Origin of the sequence: Nostoc sp. C110, assembly GCF_043099725.1 — a bacterium.
GTDB classification, from domain to species: domain Bacteria; phylum Cyanobacteriota; class Cyanobacteriia; order Cyanobacteriales; family Nostocaceae; genus Nostoc; species Nostoc muscorum_A.
Genome location: NZ_CP171148.1, coordinates 4412647 through 4434974 on the forward strand (window position 1 = coordinate 4412647; position 22328 = coordinate 4434974).

Consider the following 22328-nt stretch of genomic DNA (forward strand, 5'->3'; position numbering starts at 1 on the left):
AAATTAAATATGAATTTGATCTGTCTCTAATCTAAAACCATTTTTTATGGGCAATTCATGTAACTGCAAATGCGTCTACATGAATTGCCCCTAAAAAAATCATCTGAATTGTGCAAAATAAATTAGTTGAACAATCAAGCAGTCAGAATATAAGGCGAGTCGATCGCTGCTACACGACCAGCATCTACCAAAGCTTGGTATACCATCGCCGCTACCTCAGCGCGTGTAGCATCACGGGTAGGATTGAGTTGTTTGAGGTTCGGGTGATTGACAATAATCTCCTTGCTTATAGCTTTCACTACCTCATCCTTGGCATATTCAGGAATCTTGGCTTGGTCATCGAAAGCTTTAATAGATGCTGTACCATCAGCAGATAACCCCAACCCATTCACTAGGGAGACAATCACTTGCACGCGCTGAATATTCTTGTTTGGGCCGAAAGTATTGTCAGGAAAACCAGAGAGAAATGAACCTTGATATGCCTGCTGAATAACCTTGGATGCCCAGAAATCTGCGGGTACATCTTTGAATTTCACCACGGGACGGTTTGACGATGGGTTGAAAGCTTTTACCAATAATGCGGCGTATTGTGCCCGTGTCATCGTAGCATCGGGTTTAAATGTGCGATCGGGGAAACCATTAACTATCCCCAATTTGACTAATTCCCGAATAAACCCACCTGCCCAATGATTACTAATATCGGTTAATTCGATAGTAGGTGTGGGTGTGGGGGTTGGTGTTGGGGTGGGTGTGGGGATTGGTGTGGGGATTGGTGTGGGGGTTGGTGTGGGGGTTGGTGTGGGGGTTGGTGTGGGTGTTGGGGTTGGGGTTGGTGTTGGGGTTGGCGTTGGGGTTGGCGTTGGGGTTGGCGTTGGCGTTGGTGTTGGCGTTGGTGTTGGGATTGGGGTTGGGGTTGGTGTCGGCGTGGGAACCGAACTATCTGCAAACTCTATGCTTCCGGCGACTTTAGACGCATCTATTTTATTTCCTATAGAAACCAGCTTGTTGGAACTGGCATTTTGCAAATCAAATTTACCGTTATTGCGTAAAGTATTACCTCCTAAGTTATTAGTACTGCCGATATCCGGTAGGGCAGTTCCAATTACTGTGATACCATCATCAGTGTTATTTTCACTGACATTGTTACGTAATAGAGGACGGGCACTACCAGAGATGACAATCCCAGAACGGTTTTCGTAAATTTTGTTATCTCGAAGGATGGGTGATGCAGTATCACTAATTGCGATGCCAAAACCTGTTTTGACGCAGGTATTACCTTGAATTTGACCTTTGGAATTTTTAGCGATCGCAATTCCATTGGCTGCATTCTCACTGAACAAATTACCTAAAATAATTGGGTTCGCTTCACCTGTAGCAAATACTCCCTCCCGCTTACAGTTGGTGAAAGTGTTATTAGCAACAGTAGGAGCAGTTGATTCAATCCAGACACCACTACCACGGCTAGCCAGATTTGTTACAGTTACCCCCCTGAGTTCGGCTTTATCCAACAACACAAATGTGACATTCTGACCAGCAAAAGTACGGCTCAAGTAAGTACCACTGCCTTCAATCAAAATCCCTTTGCCAGTGTTTGTTTCATTACCCACCACTGTCACACCAGATGGAACCGTTAGCGGAAAGACTTCACCGCTAGCAGCATTGTAATTACCATCTGCCAGTTGAATCTTGGTATCAACAGTAGCTACCTTAAGGGCTTGCGTAATAGTTTTGAATGGGGCTTGTTGGCTACCAGCGTTGGTATCGCTTCCTGATACTGGATTTACATAAAAAGTTTGAGCCATATTTATACTTCCAAAAAATACATAGCTATCTTAGCGCTAACTATAAAGGTGGGTAGCGATTGATGCATTAAGTAACTTAAAGTACTTCTCACTGCAAAGTGAAAAAATTATGCCAGTATTTTTGGGTTTCACTGGTACTCGACAACCCAAAATTCCTGGGTGGAGAGTGGAAAGTTAAGAGTTCTGAGGTGGGATGACGAAAATGAATGTAGAGACATAGCACTGCTACGTCTCTACAAGGTTTCTGGATAACGCATTATTTAATTTCTGGAGAAATCGTAAAAAAGCAAGAAGCAGGGAGAAGATTTTCTCCTCTGCCTCTTTCCCCTTATTTCCTCTTAATAAGGCCACTTCCAGTCACGAATTTCCGGCACATCGTCGCCGTACTTCTCAATGTAATGCTTGTGTTCGATCAGCTTATCTTGCATCTGCTGTTTCACATAAGCTGCGCTAGATCCTAGTTTGGGCACGCGATCGATTACATCAATTACCAAATGGAAGCGATCTAGATCGTTGAGAACAACCATATCAAAGGGAGTAGTGGTAGTTCCCTCTTCCTTGTAGCCACGCACATGGATGTTTTTATGATTAGTGTGGCGGTAGGTTAAGCGATGAATCAGCCAGGGATAGCCATGAAAGGCAAAGATAACGGGTTTGTCGGTGGTGAAAATTGTGTCAAAGTCTTTTTCACTCAAACCGTGCGGATGTTCGCTTTTTGGCTGTAGTGTCATCAAATCGACTACGTTCACTACTCGCACTTTTAAATCTGCAAAATGCTGACGCAGGATGTCTACAGCTGCCAAGGTTTCTAAGGTGGGAACATCCCCAGCACAAGCTAGCACTACATCTGGATCGCCGCCTTCGTCGTTGCTTGCCCATTCCCAAATGCCGATGCCTTTGGTGCAGTGCTTGATGGCTGCATCTATGTTGAGATATTGCAGTGCTGGCTGTTTTCCAGCAATGATGACGTTAACATAGTTGCGGCTTTTGAGACAATGGTCAGTTACCGACAGCAGAGTGTTGGCATCAGGGGGCAAATAGACGCGAACAATCTCGGCTTTTTTGTTAATTACATGGTCGATAAAACCAGGGTCTTGGTGAGAGAAGCCGTTATGGTCTTGTCGCCAAACGTGAGAGGTGAGTAAGTAATTGAGAGAAGCAATCGGTCTACGCCAGGGAATATGTTTGGTAGCTTTCAACCATTTGGCGTGTTGGTTGAACATGGAATCAATGATGTGGATGAATGCCTCGTAACAAGTGAAGAACCCGTGACGACCTGTGAGGAGGTAGCCTTCTAACCATCCTTGGCAAGAAGTTTCGCTGAGAATTTCCATCACCCGACCGTCGGGGGAAAGGTGGTCATCTTCAGGGTAAATCTCGGCTTCCCAAACCCGGTTTGTAACTTCTAACACAGGGTCTAGGCGATTCGATGCTAATTCGTCGGGGGCGAAGATGCGGAAATTGCTACTTTCTTGGTTAAGTCGTATGATATCCCGCAGGAATTTGCCAGTCACTTTGGTAGCTTCTCCGATCGCTTTCCCTGGTTCAGTAACATCTACAGCATAGTCTTGAAAATCGGGCATTTTCAGGTCATGCAGCAAGATACCGCCGTTGGCGTGGGGATTGTCACCCATGCGTCGATGCCCTTTGGGAGCTAGTTCTGCTAATTCAGGAATCAGTGTGCCGTTAGCATCGAAGAGTTCTTCTGGTTTGTAACTCTTCATCCAATCTTCTAGGAGTCTCAGGTGGTCTGGCTGTTTGGCGATGTTGCCAAAGGGAACTTGGTGCGATCGCCAAGAACCTTCGGTTTTTTTACCATCCACTTCCTTGGGCCCTGTCCAACCTTTGGGGGTTCGCATGACAATCATCGGCCACTGGGGACGTTCAGTGAAACCATGTACGCGGGCTTCCCTTTGGATACTTTGAATTTCTGCGATCGCTGTTTCTAGAGTTGCCGCCATCTGCTGGTGAACATCTGCGGGATCTTCACCTTCTACAAAGTATGGTTTGTAGCCGTAGCCTACAAATAAACTCTCCAACTCATCATGGCTAATCCGTGCCAATGTCGTTGGGTTAGCAATTTTATACCCATTCAGGTGCAGGATCGGCAGTACAGCACCATCACGTACCGGGTTAAGAAACTTGTTGGAATGCCAGCTAGTTGCTAAAGCGCCTGTTTCAGCTTCACCGTCACCCACAACAGCAGCAACGATTAAGTCAGGGTTATCAAAGGCAGCACCATAAGCGTGGACGAGGGCATAACCTAGTTCCCCGCCTTCGTGAATCGAACCAGGAGTTTCCGGTGCTACGTGACTGGGAATACCACCGGGAAAAGAGAACTGTTTAAAAAGTTTCTTGATTCCTTCAGCATCCTGGGAGATGTTGTGGTAATACTCGGTATAAGTGCCTTCCAAGTAAGTGTTGGCTACTAGTCCAGGGCCTCCATGACCGGGCCCAGCAATATAGATTGTGTTGAGGTCATATTTTTTGATGACCCGATTCAGATGAACATAGATAAAATTCAGCCCTGGCGTTGTTCCCCAATGCCCTAATAGTCTGGGTTTGACGTGTTCCAGCTTTAGGGGTTCTCTTAGTAGCGGATTGTCGAGTAGATATATTTGTCCAACGGAAAGATAGTTAGCTGCACGCCAATAGGCGTTGATCTTCCGTAATTCTTCATCTGTTAAAGGCTTTGTTTGTGGAGTCGTTGCTAATGTCATTATCGACACTCCATTACAAAAAGGATTTTGGCGAACTCATCAGTAAGTAATTATACTTTTTTTCCAGATGATGGCCATCTACCTATGATGAATGAATTTTTCCAGCCTTTGTTATCAGATTCCTTCGCTCTATGTATAGGATGGACAGGTGATGAATTATGAGTTATGACGATACTGAAAAGCAAGATAGAATGCGTAAAATAAGAGCGTATAAATTACGAATTACGTTCGCGTAGCATCTCGTAGAGAGAAACGAGCGTCACTATGAATTACGAATAATGAAATATTATCCGCTTGAAAAATCTGTTGAGCAGTTAATTAATTACCTAATTATTTATTTCCAATAACCCAGGTGGTGGCGTAATTTCAATACGATTAGATTTCAAGTCTACGACTGGTGCGATCGCTTCCACAAATGGGATCAAAACCGTCTTTTGCTTTTTGTCATTTGTCATTTGTCCTTTATCAGTGGTAAAAGATGGGTGTAATTTTACTTCCAACAAATCATTGCCAGCGGCGATGATGTCTACCACCGTACCAACGAGTTCGCCAGATCCTTGCATGAAGACTTCCAAACCAATCAAATCGAGGACATGATATTCATCTTCGGCTAATTGGGGGCGATCGCTCACTGGCACCATTAGTTTACAACCACGCAACGTCTCCGCCTGATCGCAAGTTTTCACACCAGCTAATTTGATCACATACAAGTTTTTGTTACTGATATAACGTCCTGTTAATAATTCGATTGGTTGTGGTTCTGTGCCATCTAAACGCAACAACCAACGTTTTCCCGGCACTTCAAATCTTTCGGGAAAGTCAGATACAGGATAAACCTTTAATTCTCCAGACAATCCTTGAGGGGAAACAATCTTACCAATTTCTAACCAATTATCGAGATTGGGGACTGGGGATTGGGTATTGGGAACTACGGGCTGGGGATTAGGGACTGGAGATTGGACATTTTGAATTTTTGAATTTCCTCCTACTCTCTTGCCCCTCTGCCTCTCTGTCCCTCTGCCCCTCTGCCCCTCTGCACCTCTGTCTCCGATCTCTTTATTAGCTTCTTCGTGTTTCATTTCCATTTTTCCTACTAGTACAACACGGCGGAAATAAACCACCCCTTCCAAATCAATGAAACGCTTACGCTGTATTCATTTTTAATTTTTAATTTTTAATTTTTAATTCCGCCTTGCGGTACTAGGCAGTCACCGCCGCACCTTTATAAGCTTCTTCAGCCACTTTTGCTAAACGTTGCATAGCAGTGGCTATCTCTTCATCTGTACCTGTGAGGCTGATGCGGAAACATTGGTGTTTGTGCGCCCACTCTTCATCTAAACCGGGGAAGAAGCTACTTCCTGGGACAATAATCACACCTACTTGCTTAACTAGCTGGTAAAATTCCCAATCACTGATGGGTAAATCTTGTAACCACAACCAAGCAAAAATTGCTCCTTCACCGCGATGAAGGAACCAAGGTAAATCCTTGGGCATCGCTTGTTCTAAGCTGGTTTCTAAAACGGTAAACTTATTTTGGTAAAAGGGACGGATGACAGTGTGAGAAATTTCCACTAAAGCGCCAGAGTTGATTGCAAGAGCTGCGATCGCTTGGCCGTAACGTGAAGAATGGAGACCAATATTTGCCTGGAAACACTCCAGCACTTCAATCCACTTTTCATCGCCAATGGCAATACCAACCCTTTCTCCTGGTAATCCCGCTTTTGATAAACTCATGCAGTGTAAGATATTATCGCCAAACACTGGTGTCATTTCGGTAAAATTCAATGCTGGGAAGGGAGGCGCATAAGCTGAGTCAATTAACACGGGCAGATTGTAAGGCGCAGCTAGGGCAGCAATCTTTTTCACCTCATCCTCAGTGAGGACATTACCAGTGGGATTACAAGGGCGAGAGAAGAGGATACAACCCGTATTTTCTGAAATCGACAGTTGGCTGAAGTCGGGGCGATATTTAAATCGGTGGGCGGCTTCATCAATATCGAGAGTTGGTTTGTAGGCAGTTAAAGCTTTTGGAACTAAGGAGAGGCCGCCGTAACCTGTGTAGTCAGGGCTGAGGGGCAAAACGATTTGTTTTAACTCGCCGCTAGGGGTATAGCCACCGAAGCTATTCACAGCGTAGAAGTAGAGGGTTTGACTACCGGGGGTGATGAGAATATTGCGATCGCTCAAGTTTAACCCGTAGCGTTTGTTAAAGTCGTTAGCGATCGCTTGAATTAATGGTGCATAGCCCTGACTTGAACCGTAACGACAAACTACCTCACCATATTCTGGACTAGCCAAAAGCTGTGCAGTACAATCCCGCCATAACTGCTCTACTTCTGGCAAAATCAACGGATTACCAGCACTCAAATTAATAAATTGCTGCCCTGCACCCCCTCTTAATGTCTCGATAATATCCTTCATGATTGCTCTTACGCCAGTCAGGTTGGACATTTGAGCGCCAATTTGAGTTAGGGCAGGGTTCATAAGCTGTGACAAAATAATGTATTAATCGAGAGGTGGACAAATTATTTGGGGGTTACTGCTGACATCTAGTTTACATCGTTGCCAAAACAGCTGTCGCCGCCTTAACCAATCTAGCGAGAGAATGATATTTTAACAAAGTCAGGACTTACACAAAAAATAGCCTAAACTTTTATTTTCCGATAGGGTAATTCATGCAGACGCAAAGCGGCTACACTACGAGTTCTCCAACGGAGTACCCGCAGGGTATTGCCTTACTGCGTGTAGTTTTGCGTAAGTCCTAAAAGTGAAAGAATTCCCGTCTTGAACCACGGTGGAGAACGTCAAATAACTATTAACTATATATAGGAGGGGCTGAGGTTGCAAGTTAAAGCAGCAGTGGCTTACAGCGCAGGTAAGCCGTTAACGATTGAAACCGTTCAACTATCGGGGCCACAAGCTGGCGAAGTGTTAGTTGAGGTGAAAGCCAGTGGGATTTGCCATACCGACGCTTTTACCCTATCTGGTGACGATCCCGAAGGTTTATTCCCGGCTATTTTGGGGCATGAAGGCGCTGGTGTTGTCGTAGAAGTAGGCGCTGGTGTCACCAGTCTCAAACCAGGGGATCATGTGATTCCCCTATATACTCCCGAATGCCGCCAGTGCGAATATTGTCTCAGCTTCAAAACTAATCTTTGTCAAGCCATTCGCTTAACTCAAGGACGCGGTGTCATGCCCGATGGCACCAGTCGCTTTAGCATCGACGGGCAGATGATTCATCATTATATGGGTACATCCACTTTTGCCAACTATACGGTGCTGCCGGAAATCGCCCTGGCAAAAATTCGGGAAGATGCCCCATTTGAAAAGGTTTGTTACATTGGCTGTGGTGTTACTACTGGTATTGGCGCAGTTATCAATACTGCCAAAGTGGAACCAGGAGCAAATGTAGTGGTTTTCGGCTTGGGTGGTATTGGCTTAAATGTCATCCAGGGAGCGCGGATGGTAGGAGCGAATATGATTGTCGGGGTGGATATTAATCCCAGCAAACGCGCCTTGGCAGAAAAGTTTGGGATGACGCACTTTGTCAATCCCCAGGAAGTAGAGGGTGATTTAGTTCCCTATCTGGTTGACTTAACAAAAGGCGGTGCTGATTACAGTTTTGAATGTATCGGTAATGTCAAAATTATGCGTCAAGCATTAGAATGCTGTCACAAAGGTTGGGGTGTCAGCGTGATTATTGGTGTTGCTGGCGCTGGACAGGAAATCAGTACTCGTCCTTTTCAATTAGTAACTGGGCGCGTTTGGAAAGGTTCAGCATTCGGAGGTGCGAGAGGGCGTACAGATGTGCCGAAAATTGTTGATTGGTATATGCAAGGCAAAATAAATATTGATGATTTAATTACCCATGTGATGCCGATTGAACAAATTAATGATGCTTTTGAATTGATGCACAAAGGTGAATCAATTCGGAGTGTGGTGACTTTTTAGCTGTTAGATTCAAAGCTTTTTCTCAAAATAAAATTAACAGTAGGGAAGTATATCTGTCAGTTGTGTCAACTTAAGCTAAAACACAAGATAAAATCTCGTGTTTTAGCCTAAATAAAATTTCAAGATTCCAAAATTAAAGCTTATTTCTTCGCTAACAACTCTGAGCTAAACCTCGTCTACTTTGAGAACCGTAGTTTTGTAGGTTGGGTGCAGCGATCGCGTAACCCAACATAAATAAGATGGTAATGTGGGGTTGCATTTAACTCCACCCAATCTACATAAATATATCTTTTAAAAAACTCTAGATTTCAACATAGATGAGGTTTAGATATAAATAAACTTAACCATATCATGGTAAATCCAGCAAACTCAAGCCAAGCGATATCTCCGATAGATTACGCTACATAACACTCTGAGATTGTTTGACTTTACTCACGATGACACCACTGATTTTTCAATATATCATTGTTGTATATTTTTACATTTATTCAACTAAAAAATAATCAGTTGGTTGTATGTAAATAGCATAATGTGTCTAGTAGAATCTTTCTCTCAAAATAGTACAGCTTGGTCAAAACAACTATCCAGTCGATTTTTGAAATTATTTTCATAACCCCTGCAATAAGTATCCATGAGTAAAACTAGTGATGACGAAATATTGTTGCACAACCAAACTTGGCAGCGTGAGCGGCAAATTATAATCCGTTTGTCTTCTTTAAACTATCGAACTGGTGAACTAGGTAGCTATTTACATAATATTGCCTGTGGAGTCAGCGAACTTATTGGAGTTGATTGGACAGTTGTTACTTTTTGCCAGGAGGGGTTTGAAACGGTTCTAGCCAGTAGTCTTGAAATGGGCGAGGGTGAACATATTTATTCACTACATGGTTTATTAACTGGTACTGTTATTCAAATGGGTCACTCATTAGCCGTGAAAGATGCTCAAAAACACCCAGAATATGGACAGGCTCCAGAAGGTTATTGTGCATATTTAGGGATACCACTGCGGACTGCTGAAAACAAGGTAATTGGCACTATCTGTTCTTTTCATCACCAACCGCGTGATTTTACAAAAGAAGATATCCAAATAGTGGAATTGTTTGCTGAACGAGCCGCAACAGCAATTGACAACTATCATCTTTATCAACAACAGTGCAAATTTAATCATATTTTAGAAGCTGAGGTAGAAAAACGCACCGCAGAATTACAAGCAACCCAAGCCAAGCTTTTAGAACAGGAACGATTGGCAGCTATTGGTGAATTCGCCGCCATGATTGTGCATGAAATTCGTAATCCCTTGACTACAATGATTATGGGATTAAAGTATTTCCGAAAAAGCATTTTAACAGAATCTGCTCAAGAGCGATTGGCGTTGGCATTGACTGAATCTAGTCGTTTAGAGCGCCTGCTAAGTGAAATTTTGCTATACGCCAAGCCCCAAGTATTGCAGCTTTGTGAGTTAGATGTGAATGAATTCATTCATGAGTTGCTGGCATACATTCATGAAATGCCAGAAGCTCTGGAACGAAAAATTGAATTTGTTCCGGTGTTACCTATAGTAAAAGTTTTAGGGGATAAGGACAAACTTAAACAAGTATTTATTAACATTATTCGTAATGCTTGTGAGGCAGTTGCACCAGGAGATATTGTTAAATGTAAAGTCGATTGTTCCCATATAAATAAAGTCTATATTAATGTTCACAATGGCGGTGAACCAATTCCATCAGAATTTCTAAGCAAGCTTTCTCAGCCATTCTTCTCCACAAAACCTTGTGGCACTGGTTTAGGGCTTGCTATTACCAAACGCATTGTCAATGCTCATAATGGAGAACTATCAATCTGTTCTGACCTCTTAACAGGTACTACCGTGAGTGTTCAATTACCTGTAGTTCCTTGATATCAAGTACTTCTTCTGCTACGGTTATCCTATTTAGGATTGTGATACATAGCATTGCATCACTTCATGAGAAAAATCGATAAATGCAAAAATATCAACTCAGCCCAAAAAACTGGTCACAAGAAATTTACATTAAAGCCTTAAAGAAAGCAGCATACGCACATCAAGGTCAAAAAATGGCAGGTTCAGAAATACCTTACCTTATGCACTTGAATCTTGTGAGTATGGAAGTAATTGCAGCCCTAAGTTTGGAAACAGAACATGATGGAAATCTTGCTATTCAATGTGCTATTTTGCATGACACAATCGAAGATACTAATACAACGTTTGAGGAAATCAGAATTGAATTTGGTGAATCAGTAGCTAATGGTGTACTTGCACTGACTAAAGATGAAAATTTAGCAAAAAATCTCCAAATGGCAGATAGTTTACAAAGGATAAAAAAGCAACCAAAAGAAATATGGATGGTGAAATTAGCAGATAGAATTACTAACCTGCAAGCACCACCACATTATTGGACTCAAGACAAAATTATTCGATATCGAGAAGAAGGTATTCAGATTTATGAAGCTTTGCAGGATGCAAGCCCATTTCTTGCTTCCCGCTTGGCAAAATTAATTGAAGATTACAAAGCATTTATCAATTAAATAGTCTTTTGTGAGTCAAATCACACTAGCAACCTAAGCACTGCAATAACATGATATTCATGCATAAATTCTTACATACAAAATGATGGAATTACTTGAACTAATGTTGGTGCTAGCTACAGTAGTTGGTGTTACAGACGGAAACACAATTTTAGTTAAAAATAATGTCGGACAAACAATTCCAGTCAGGCTAGCGTGTATTAATGCACCAAAAGCGGTTGGACAGGTGTATACTTTAGCAGCGACACAAAGGTTAAAACAGCTACTACCACCTAAAACTCCTGTTGTGATTAGAAGCATAGAACAACTCGAAAATGGTCGTACAGTTGGTGAAGTGTTTGTGGATAATCGGTCAGTAAATCTCCTTTTGGTAGAGTCAGGTAATGCTGTCGTTGACAGAGAATCTTTACAAAATTGCTACGAAAGCAAAACCCAATATTTAATTGCAGAAGCCAATGCTAAAAATAAGCACCTGGGATTGTGGCAGCAATCAAAGATGCAATTGAAGTTTCATGAAAAATAATATCAAATCAGGTTGTTCGGGAGGAACCCCAGATGTAATTGATATCAGATACCCGACTTTTTAAAGAAATCGGATATCTGGATAATACGAATTTTTACCAATCAGATAGCTATGATTGCTTTTTTAATATCATCAATCAATTCATCAATCCTTGATTGCGTCGTGTTCCAAGAACACATAAAACGTACTCCTCCCACACCAATAAATGTATAAAACTGCCAGTTATTTGCTTTTAAGGTGTGAATGACTTGTTCAGGTAATTTCACAAATACGGCGTTGGCTTCTCTGGGAAACATCAAGTCAACGCCTTCTATATTTAACAGTTGATTTTCTAAATATTCAGCACATTGATTAGCATGTCTGGCATTTTTTAGCCAAGCACCAGTTTCTAATAAACCCAACCAGGGAGCAGAAATAAACCGCATTTTTGAAGCTAACTGACCTGCTTGCTTACATCGATAATCAAAATCTTCTGCTAACTCTTTGTTGAAGAAAAGAATTGCTTCACCTAATGCCATTCCATTCTTAGTACCACAAAAGCACAATACATCTACTCCAGTTTTCCAAGTAATTTCAGCAGGGCTTTTATTCATAGCGGCAACTGCATTTGCAAAACGAGCGCCATCCATGTGAATTTTTAAATTATACTTTTTCGCTACTTCTTTAATTTTTAGAAGTTCTTCAATAGAATATAAAGTTCCTAATTCAGTTGATTGGGTAATACTAATAACTTTAGGCTTTGGATAATGAATGTCAGTGCGTCTAGTCACAATTGCCTCTATAGATTCTGATGTTAACTTGCCATTTTTCCCTTGAGCGAGTAAAAGTTTAGAACCATTAGATGCAAACTCAGGTGCGCCACATTCATCTGTTTCTATGTGAGATGTTTCATGGCAAATCACACTGTGATATGACTGACAAAGGGCAGCTAAAGATAAAGAATTTGCGGCTGTACCATTAAAGGTAAAAAATACTTCACAATCAATTTCAAAGAGTTCTCGAAAATAATCTGTTGCTTTTTGAGTCCATTCATCATTCCCATAAGCTGGAACACTACCCTGATTTGCTCTAATCGTATATTCCAGTGCCTCTGGACAAATACCAGAAGAATTATCACTTGCAAACTGTTCTAAGTTGCTACTCATAATCTCTACTTTTATTTTTCTTAGTAATTATTACAATATTAGTAAATAATTTTGGTAGTTGACAACTACAAGATTTAGGAAAGATATTAATATCTCAAATTAGATAATAACTCTGCTAATGGTAATCAATTAAATATAGCGGTTCCCAATTGCATGGAATACAAACCTAACCCCCAGCCCCTTCCCTTCAAGGGAAGGGGAGTAAAATTCAAAGCCTCTTTCCTTTTAGGAGAGAGGTAAAAACTGTACTGCACCCAAGCAATAACCGCTATATTTGTAGAGCAATTGTAAATTATTTTTAAATAACTATAATACTAGCTTTTAAGATAAGTTAGTAGTTCGCAAAATTTGAATTTCAAAAATAAAATTGCTATATCTTACATTAAACGGTTAATCATTTATTGGCTTTTGTTTGAGTAGTTATAGCCTCTAATAGGATGAATATACTATTAAATGGATTTGCTAATGTCCACAGAAAACTGGAGTTTTAGTTTCTCTTTACTGAGACATTAAGTTACTACGGTGTATTTCTCAGCTTTGGGTTGAGGAGATTTTGGGACATTGAAAATGGCAAATAAGTAAATATTATGCTAAAAAAATAAAGTTTGCTAATTAGAATGCCAATCATATACTTATAATGTACTATACAATGCCCTGCCAGTAGCTTGCTTCCTTGTAAGGGTACAAATTGGGGAACCTGCCCAAGGCACCGGCTCACCAATGACTAATGACTAATAACTAATGACTGAACCATTGATTGAACTAAAAGGTGTTTCTAAGTCCTTTGGTAGCCATAAAGTTCTAGATAATGTAGACTTGACCATTTACCGGGGAGAAGCACTAGGGATTATTGGGCCATCAGGGACTGGTAAATCAACAATTTTGAGGGTAATGGCGGGGTTACTTGCTCCTGATGAAGGAGAAATTTATGTGCAAGGAGTGCGGCGGGACGGTTTGATTGAGGATAGTGGACAGCCAGTTGGCATTGGTATGGTGTTTCAACAGGCGGCGCTATTTGATTCGCTGACGGTGGAGGAGAATGTGGGATTTTTACTTTATCAAAATTCAAAGCTGCCGCGATCGCGCATTCGAGATTTGGTAAAAGAAAAATTGGAAATGGTCGGTTTGCCATCAATAAGCCACCTTTACCCAGCCGAACTTTCCGGGGGAATGCGAAAACGGGTAAGTTTTGCCCGTGCAATCATGTCTAACCCCGATAATCCGTCAGAAGGTCCAGAAGTTCTATTATACGATGAACCAACAGCCGGACTCGATCCTATTGCCTCAACTGTAATCGAAGATTTAATCCGCTATTTGCAATGTTTGAATGGAGTTTGTAGTACATACGCTGTTGTTACCCATCAAGACAGTACTATTCGCCGTACTGCTGATAGACTTATATTTCTCTATGAAGGTAGAGTGCAGTGGCAGGGTACAGTTAGTGAGATATACAACACAGAAAATCCCTTGATCAAACAATTTATGAGTGGAAGCGTGCAAGGGCCGATTCAAGTCGTCGGTTAGAAACTGAAAAGTGAAAAGTGAGGAGTGAAAAATGAGGAATGAGAGTTAAATTCAATTCATAACTCCTAACTCAAAACTCCCAACTCATAACTAATTATTGGGTAGAGGAAAAATATGCGAGGTCTTATGACAAGCCGCTTCGCGTCTGGGCGAACATTTAGAGAAGGCTCTGTGGGGTTGTTGCTCCTGGTAGGACTAGGAGTATTTGGGTTACTCTTTTTGTGGTTAAATAGATTTACTGCTGCTGGCCGTTCATACAAAATTATTGTGGAATTTGCTAACGCTGGCGGAATGCAAAAAGGAGCAATAGTTCGCTATCGAGGTGTTAAAGTAGGAACTATTTCTCAGGTTCTACCAAAAGCGAATGCGATTGATATAGAAATTGAAATTGCCCAAACTGACTTAATTATCCCCCGGAATGTCGTGGTGGAAGCTAATCAAAGTGGATTAATTAGCGAAAGTATTATTGACATTACACCAAAAACAACTTTACCTCCTGGGGTTGTAATTGCTAGACCCCTAGATAAAAGTTGCGATTCCAGTTTGATTGTCTGTAATGGCTCTCGCTTAAAAGGTCAGATTGGCATCAGTGTTGATGAATTAATTCGCAGTTCAACCGATCTAGCCTCATCATACAATGACCCCAAATTTTATAGAAATGTCAATAGGGTTCTAGAAACTACCACAAGTGCAGCATCTAGTTTTACTGAACTAAGTCAGGATTTACAAGGTTTGACTAAAAGCTTGCGACAACAATTAAATACATTTTCAGCCACTGCTAATTCAGTGCAACGAGCGACAAACCAACTTAATACATCTGCAAATCAAACAGTAAATAAATTCGGTGCAACTGCAACTCAAGCAAATCGTTTGCTCAACAACCTGGATAATCTGGTGACAACAAATCGTTCTTCGCTGGTTGGCGCTTTAAATAATATCACCGAAACCAGCAACCAACTACGTGTTACAGTCAGTAGCCTATCACCATCTGTCAATCGATTGACTCAAGGAGAATTACTCAACAATTTAGAAGCTCTTTCAGCAAATGCAGCGCAAGCCTCAGCTAATTTACGCGATGCTTCTAAAACTTTAAACGATCCCAAAAATGCGGTGCTGCTGCAACAAACTTTAGATTCAGCACGAGTCACCTTTGAAAATACCCAAAAAATTACATCTGATTTGGATGAATTGACAGGCGATCCTAATTTCCGAAAAAATTTGCGGCAATTGGTGAATGGTTTAAGTGGTTTAGTCTCTTCTACACAAGATATGCAGCAACAAGTACAAGTTGCGACTACTCTAGATTCGGTCAAAGCTGCTGTGAGAAAACCAAATAATCTAATAATTCCTACCCCAGCACCAACCCAACAAGCAATGTCTAATGACAAGTCACTACCCGTCTATGAAGTTAATCCTTCACCTGCTAATTTTGAAAGTAGTGATATCAACCTTCAGCCAACCCCCAGTCTGTCTATTCCTAACTCATCCCAAGAAGTCTTGTTAAAACAGCTGCGGGAGTATGGTAAGCAACGAGATCAACTGGAGACGGAAAAATAGGCAATAGACATCTCCAGAAATTAATGATGCGTGACTTGAAACTTTTGTAGAGATGTTGCATTGCAATGTCTCTACATTCTTTTTCACCAGATGTTTAATTTAGCACAATCGTTCAACGGTGGAACCCTGTTCTTGGGCGATCGCTCTACAGAAAATCCAATACCTTTCGGTTAAGATCCCCCCGTCTGCGGCTACCCCCTTAAAAAGGGTGAAGAAGAGGGTTATAAGCCCCTCTTTTTAAGCAGGGTTGGGAGGATCTTCAAAATATTAAAACGTTAACCGAACCGTATTGAAAAATCTGTCCCTCTCCAACTCAGAAAAGGACAGAATTAAACTTGAGTATTGCGCTATTGGGTGCGTTAACGAAGTAACGCATCATTTTGATCTAGCCTGTCATAGTACGTTAAGCAAAGGCATAACGCACCTTTTTATCTTAGAAAAATTAGACTTAGACAAACACGAACCGAGTATCTGTTGCCAAATTGCGGTTTAATCCACTTTCCACAACCGCAATTAATTCTAATTGCGTCCCATTATTGGCGAAAATGCCCACAGATGAACTACTAAATCCAGATACTGATGCTGACCCCAAGAAGTAATTGTCAGCAGATCCTTTAAGCTGAATCCGATCGCTTGCTTTGAAGTTAACAATATCGGCGTAGTCACCATTGCCAGATTTGGCATAGAAAACTGAACTAGCATCACCCAAAATGTAAGTATCTGCACTTTGAGCGCCGTTGAGTTGGTCAATTTCGTTTGTACCACCTCCCCAACCAATCAGGTGGTCATTGCCACCACCTCCAGCCAGGATGTCATTGCCAAGTCCACCTAGAAGGGTGTCATTATCTGCTCCACCATTGAGGTTGTCATTGCCTCCTCCACCTTCGAGGCTATCATTACCTCCTCCACCAAGAAGTGTGTCATTGTCAAGTTCACCTAGAAGGATGTCATCAGCTGCTCCACCTTCGAGGATGTCATTACCTGCCCCACCTAAAAGTGTATCAATGCCATCGTTCCCCAAGAGAGAGTCATTACCACCCTTGGCATCAATATAATCATTGCCTGCTCCACCACTGAGTGTTTCATTAGCATCAGTGCCGATGACGCGATCATTGCCACCTAGAGCATTAAATACGCTCACACCAACAAGTTGGTCGATAAAGATAATGTCGTTGCCAGATGTCGCCTTGTTATTGGCAACAGTCAGGTCAAAGGTATCGCTAACACTACCACCTTTGCCATCAGCAGCAGTAACAGTGACGGCAAAAATACCAGCTTGGGAGATATTGCCGAATATCAGACCCGTGTTAGCGATATCAGATCCAGTGGGTAAACCCGTAGCAGTGTAGGTAAGGGTGTCGCCTTGATCGATGTCAGTAAATTTGTCACCGACGTTGAAAGAGAAAAGCTTGCTTGTGGAGATGATTCTGTCTTCAAGGGGTTGCACTACTGTCGGAGCTTCATTGACATCGTTAACTTGGATGGTCAACGCCTTGTCAAAGAAAAGTCCACCATTATCGGTGCTGCGTACCCGAATGCTGTAAGCAGATTTGGTTTCAAAGTTTGGGGAAGCGTTGATTTTTAAGGTGTTGTCTGCGATCGCAAAAGCAGCATTATCAGCATCACCAGTTCCAGAAACTAAGCTGTAAGTGAAAGTGTTGCCGGTGTCCGGGTCTGTAGTACTAAATGTACCAATTACAGTATTGGCAGCCACATTTTCATTGATATTTGTAGCACTCAATGATAAAGCTGTGGGAGCATCATTTAAATTAAACCGAGCCACACTAGGGTCATGATCGCTATCTTGATCGGCAAACTCTGAGTTGACGTGAACGACATCATAGGCATCTAGCTTGCCAAGCAAGTTGCTACTAACTAAAAGGTGGTCGAGTGTTTGGGCATTGCCTTCAAAGTTGTAGGTATAACGCTCGTTTGCAGGCAGAGTTTCAATTAAGGAAGTCAGTCCAGCGCTTTCTAGAGTGGTGACTGGGTTGGAGAACTCAAAGTCATTCAAGTCACCCGCTACTACTACATTGGCATTAGGGTTGATCGTTAAAATACTTTGGACAAAATTTTTCACCAAGGTAGCTTGTTGCTGACGCTGGACTTCGCTAGTGAGAATTGGCGGTTGATTCACGCCAAATAATGGTTGGTCGCCACCTTTAGAATTGAAGTGGTTGCCAATTATATAAACAGTTTCACCCTTGAAAGTAAATTCACCAACTAACGGCTTGCGACTGCTAGTAAAAGCCGAGTTGGTGGGGTCAATCAAACCAGGACTATCAGAAAGAGTAGGAACACCAGAGACGTTGCTAACTGTGGTGCTGGAGGTGGAAGTAGCACCGGGGCGATCTACAAAGTTGACACGAGCAGGATTAAATAAGAAGCCCACTCGGATATTTCCCCCAGGTTCACCGCCATTTGTACCGTTTACTGGGTCAATTTGGCGATATTGATATGTGGGGCCACCAGCAGCAGCGATCGCATTAATTAATGTTTGGAAGGTGGTGCTGGCATCAACTACACCATTATTCGTTGCTCCGTTATTGTCCTGAATTTCTTCCAGACTAATGATATCTGGTGATTTCAGATTGTTGACAATGCGGCTGGCAAGGTTGTTAAACTTGGTTGCCCCATCGCTTGGGTCAAGATTTTCGACATTGAAGGTAGCAACTGTCAGTTCGTCAGTGGTGGGAGTTAAATTGGTGACTTCTTTTTGCAGGGTACTGTTCTGTACTACTGTGGGAGCAGCCGATACTAAAACTTCATAGTTACTAAAGTCGTAATTAACGACACCAGTAACAGTGCTAAGTTGCGTACCAACATTAATCTCAGGTAGCACTAAGGCATTGTTGAGATCATCGATTTGAATCCGTTCAGGATTGAAGTCTGAGGCACTAATTAGGCTACCACCGCGAGCTGTGCGTCCAGTGGCATTTGCCCCATTGTCTGCTAGTACCCAAATTTCTTGCGATGTCCCAAAGTTTCCAGTGGGTGAAGTGGAGACTGGGTTATTAACCTGTACTCGCATTCCTTCTAAACTTTCGTAGAAGTCGATGCCATCCTGGGCAGGGTCAAAGGTGGTCGTTCCAGTTTCGATATTACCAGTAGTATCGTTATCGATGACTGTAGTTGGGATAGCTCTGCCGCCATTACCCAGAATTGTGGCAGTTGGCAAAGCATTGCCAGTGGAAACGGTGACAATTGTGGGGCTAGTAATTTGTGTTACCGTCAGGTTATTTGCATTATTACCGGGACGAAACTCCGTGACTGTTCCATTGACTAATATAGAATCGCCGATGGATACAGTTGGTGCTGCTGAGGTGAAGACGAAAATACCTTCAGATGTGCGAACGTCGCTATCTGGGTTGGGGTCTTGCAAGTAGAAACCATTACTAGCTGTAGCTATAACAATTCCCGCTACATTGCTAACGGTTTGACCTCTCAAGGCTGAGATATGCCCGGCACCTTGAATGTCGTGAATCCGAATTGCGTCATTATCAGCGATCGCCACTGTTGCAGTAGCAGTACCGAGAGTATAGTTGGCGCTATTATTTAAAGTCAAACTGACAGTTTCAGTTCCTTCAACTGTCGTATCATCCACAGGTGTAATGGTGATATCCGCAAAGGATTGTCCGGCAGCGATGGTTGCTGTGCCTGTTAGGGTTGGTGTGTAATCTGCGCTTGTGGCTTGTCCAGCACCCGTGGCAATTGTATAATTTACGCTCAAGGCATTGGTGGTACTGCCTGTGCGAGAGATGCGGAAGGTGCCAGGGTCATTGCCAGCTTCGGCGGCGTTGGCATCTTGGGCTGCGATCGCAATTGTAGGTAGAGACGAAACAATAGTCCCTGGAGAGCCGATTTCCACGCTTGAATTTACAGCGACGAATGCACCGTTGACTCCCACAGCGCTCAGTGTTGCGATCGTGGCATTGTTTGACAAGGCGGCATTATCGAAGGTGGCAAATGGGGCTGCGGCTGGAGATGCTCCGAAGACGACATTAGCCTGTAAAGCACCAGTGGAATTGTAGATATTTACGGCATCACCACCCGTACCCAAGCCTATGCCTGAACCAGAGTAGTTGCCGATTTTCAAGCCGGCTGGTGGGTTTGCGCCGAACCAGTTGGATAGGAAAGTAGGATTGACGGTAGCTCCTTCGATGAAGATTACCGATTCACCTGCGCCGATAGTTGTAATACCGCTTAAGGCGACAGAGGAGGCGAAGCTATTCGAGTTGTCGTCAATTTTCCAGCCCGTGATATCTACGGCGCTCAAACCCTTGTTGGTAAGTTCAAACCAGTCTGCGGCGACGGGCGAATTGCCACTACTCCAGGGAGCTACTTCAGTGATGAAGATACTGCTGCTGCTAGGATTCTCATTTACATCGGTGACTGATAAGGTAAATGCCGTAGTTGCGTCTGGGTTATTGCCGACGGTAGTGTCATTTACATTGACGCTGACGTTGTAGCTGGTCTTAGTTTCAAAATCTAGGGTGGTTCCCGCTTTCAGGAACAAAGCATTGTCCGTAATCTCAAAGGAGTTCGCATCTGCACCAGTCAAGCTGAGGGTATTTGTTCCCAAAGCGTCATCACTGACGATAATGTTGGCAACTTTAAAGGGAGTTGCAGTACTGGTGCTTTCTGACAAGCTGGTGACGGTATTTGCAAGGCTGACGGCTACAGGGGCTTGATTCGCATAAGTAAATGAGGATGGTGCATAGACCCAAAGTTGAGGGTGATCGATATCACCTCCACCATTCTCGTTAACGACATAAATCAATCCGTTCTTGTCTACCGTGATTCCTTCATTCCCCTGATCCACAACGGACAAAGGATTACCCGCATCGGAGGCGATGGTTAATGAGCTAGAGATATTTCCAGTGCGATCGATGTTGACGATTTTGCCTGATTCTTGGCTTAAGATCAGCAGGCGGCTGGAGTCGGGTTGCCCATTCAAGGCTGATAGATTCGACAATGCGAAAACATCCGCGAAGTCCGCAAGCCCAGCCAATGCTGGATCGAAAAGATTGGTAGAGTTGACTGTGGTGGGCGAACCGTTACTTGCAGTTCCCGCCGTAAAATCGATGTTTGTTTGAAAAATTCCTTCGGGTGTAATCTCCTTAACTGCGATGAAGCCACCAGTCTGTGGGTCATAGGAGATACCTTCGATGCCAATATTTCCAACCGTTGTACCGAGTTTTACGGTCTGGACATCGCTTCTGGTAAGGGTGGTTCCTGGGGCATAGGTAAATAAATTAGCCTGTCTGTCTCGCTCCTCAATCAAGACAAACTTGCCGTCACCGACATAGGTAAGCCCTTCTGTATCGTAGAATTCAGTTCCTTGGGGACTACTGCCAGAAGCTAGTGTCATTGAGTCGATTAATTGTCCCGTCTTCGATACTTGCACGATCGCTCTGCCGCCATCACCGACAACGAACAGTGTGTCGGTATCCTTGTTATAGGTGACAGCCGAGACTTCTTGAGCCAGCAAGCTATTGGTTGGTGCAGTGGTTCGGGTAGGTTCGGGTAGGTCGTAACGTCCGATACGGACGTAGGTGGAGAGATCGATGGAAGTTACAGCCGTATCGTTGTCAGCGATCGCCACTGTTGCAGTAGCAGTAGCACCCAAAGTATAGTCGGCGGTACTATTCAGAGTCAAAGTGACGCTTTCAGTTCCTTCAACTGTCGGATCGTCTACAGGTGTAATGGTGACATCGACAAAGGATTCTCCGGCAGCGATGGTTGCTGTGCCTGTTAGGGTTGGTGTGTAATCTGCGCTTGTGGCTTGTCCAGCACCCGTGGCAACATTGTAATTTACCGTTAGGGCATCAGTGGTACTGCCTGTGCGAGAGATGCGAAAGATACCAGGATCAGTGCCAGCTTCGGCAGCGTTGGTATCTTGGGCTGCGATCGAGACAGTGGAGGTTGATGCGGCGATCGCAAAATTCGTGGTATTTGGAGCAGTTGTGGTGTAAGTACCATCAGTTTGATCAACCGTCCAGTTGTTAACATTAAAGACTGAAGATTTATAGTTTGCAAAGCTAGATTGTCCAGTTCTAGAGCCACTATATTCACCATAGTCAGCACTAGTTCTTAATACTATTGCGTTAACTCCAACCGTTAATCCTGCATTTGCAATTGGATCACCAGGCGTTACAACATCTCCTGATGATACCGCAGTTAAAATCGTAGTTGGAGCAGATGCGCTAGAGCCAAGAAAAGCATAGATAACGTCACCACTTGCAGAAAGACCGTAGTTACTGCTACCTGATACCGTGGCACGAGAGAGAGTTCCAACTGATGCAGCAAGGGTGGCAACATCAACTCCAGTAAAGCGAATTACTGTACCAGCATTTATCGTACTAGATCCTGATGTCCATTGAAAATAAGACTCACCAGTGTTAAAAGCTGTCGTGCTAGTAGCTTCATTATCAGTGAAATAAATAGTTGTATTCGGTTCTATATCTACAAATGTAACAATAGACCAGCCATCTTCATCGGCATTGAAGGATATAAAAGCAATATCCCCTTGTGTTAAAGCCATAGGAATTATTTAACCTCT

Annotated in this window: 12 protein-coding genes; 6 read left to right on the top strand and 6 right to left on the bottom strand. The window is 42.9% G+C overall.

The window, feature by feature from the left end:
* Window positions 1–134: 134 nt before the first annotated feature.
* The 4 genes from ACFFRD_RS24280 to ACFFRD_RS24295 all read right to left on the bottom strand — a co-directional run bounded on the left by ACFFRD_RS24280 (window position 135) and on the right by ACFFRD_RS24295 (window position 7006).
* Window positions 135–1802: a DUF1565 domain-containing protein gene (locus ACFFRD_RS24280; RefSeq protein ID WP_392477981.1), complete on the bottom strand. Its 1668-nt coding sequence runs from the start codon at window positions 1800–1802 to the stop codon at window positions 135–137.
* A 338-nt stretch (window positions 1803–2140) separates the two neighbouring features.
* On the bottom strand, window positions 2141–4522 hold the full coding sequence (locus ACFFRD_RS24285) for a phosphoketolase (protein ID WP_392477983.1): 2382 nt from the start codon (window positions 4520–4522) through the stop codon (window positions 2141–2143).
* A 326-nt stretch (window positions 4523–4848) separates the two neighbouring features.
* Window positions 4849–5601 (bottom strand): ribosome maturation factor RimM, encoded by a 753-nt coding sequence (rimM, locus tag ACFFRD_RS24290; protein ID WP_392477984.1) that lies wholly within the window; start codon window positions 5599–5601, stop codon window positions 4849–4851.
* A gap of 121 nt (window positions 5602–5722) precedes the next feature.
* The gene (locus ACFFRD_RS24295; protein WP_392477985.1) at window positions 5723–7006 is read right to left on the bottom strand and encodes a valine--pyruvate transaminase; all 1284 of its coding nucleotides are present in this window, start codon (window positions 7004–7006) and stop codon (window positions 5723–5725) included.
* Between the two features lie 357 nt (window positions 7007–7363).
* On the opposite strand from ACFFRD_RS24295, the gene ACFFRD_RS24300 reads away from it, so the two are divergent.
* The 4 genes from ACFFRD_RS24300 to ACFFRD_RS24315 all read left to right on the top strand — a co-directional run bounded on the left by ACFFRD_RS24300 (window position 7364) and on the right by ACFFRD_RS24315 (window position 11540).
* On the top strand, window positions 7364–8473 hold the full coding sequence (locus tag ACFFRD_RS24300) for an S-(hydroxymethyl)glutathione dehydrogenase/class III alcohol dehydrogenase (protein WP_163928671.1): 1110 nt from the start codon (window positions 7364–7366) through the stop codon (window positions 8471–8473).
* A 631-nt stretch (window positions 8474–9104) separates the two neighbouring features.
* On the top strand, window positions 9105–10370 hold the full coding sequence (locus ACFFRD_RS24305; RefSeq protein ID WP_392477986.1) for an ATP-binding protein: 1266 nt from the start codon (window positions 9105–9107) through the stop codon (window positions 10368–10370).
* Between the two features lie 83 nt (window positions 10371–10453).
* A complete protein-coding gene (locus ACFFRD_RS24310; RefSeq protein WP_392477988.1) occupies window positions 10454–11017 on the top strand; it encodes an HD domain-containing protein in 564 nt (187 codons plus the stop codon).
* 82 nt (window positions 11018–11099) lie between these two features.
* On the top strand, window positions 11100–11540 hold the full coding sequence (locus ACFFRD_RS24315; RefSeq protein WP_392477989.1) for a thermonuclease family protein: 441 nt from the start codon (window positions 11100–11102) through the stop codon (window positions 11538–11540).
* Between the two features lie 101 nt (window positions 11541–11641).
* Here ACFFRD_RS24315 and ACFFRD_RS24320 read toward each other — a convergent pair whose 3' ends face one another.
* Entirely contained in the window at window positions 11642–12685 is a 1044-nt protein-coding gene (locus ACFFRD_RS24320; protein WP_392477991.1) for a low specificity L-threonine aldolase, read from the bottom strand.
* Between the two features lie 741 nt (window positions 12686–13426).
* Between ACFFRD_RS24320 and ACFFRD_RS24325 the strand changes: the two genes are divergently transcribed.
* Both ACFFRD_RS24325 and ACFFRD_RS24330 read left to right on the top strand, forming a co-directional pair.
* Window positions 13427–14209 carry an ABC transporter ATP-binding protein gene (locus ACFFRD_RS24325; RefSeq protein WP_114085175.1) on the top strand — a complete coding sequence of 261 codons (783 nt, stop codon included), beginning with the start codon at window positions 13427–13429 and terminating at the stop codon, window positions 14207–14209.
* A 114-nt stretch (window positions 14210–14323) separates the two neighbouring features.
* A complete protein-coding gene (locus tag ACFFRD_RS24330; RefSeq protein WP_392477993.1) occupies window positions 14324–15766 on the top strand; it encodes an MlaD family protein in 1443 nt (480 codons plus the stop codon).
* 448 nt (window positions 15767–16214) lie between these two features.
* Here the strand turns inward: ACFFRD_RS24330 and ACFFRD_RS24335 are convergent, their stop codons facing one another.
* A complete protein-coding gene (locus ACFFRD_RS24335; protein WP_392477995.1) occupies window positions 16215–22310 on the bottom strand; it encodes an SdiA-regulated domain-containing protein in 6096 nt (2031 codons plus the stop codon).
* Between the last annotated feature and the right edge of the window lie 18 nt (window positions 22311–22328).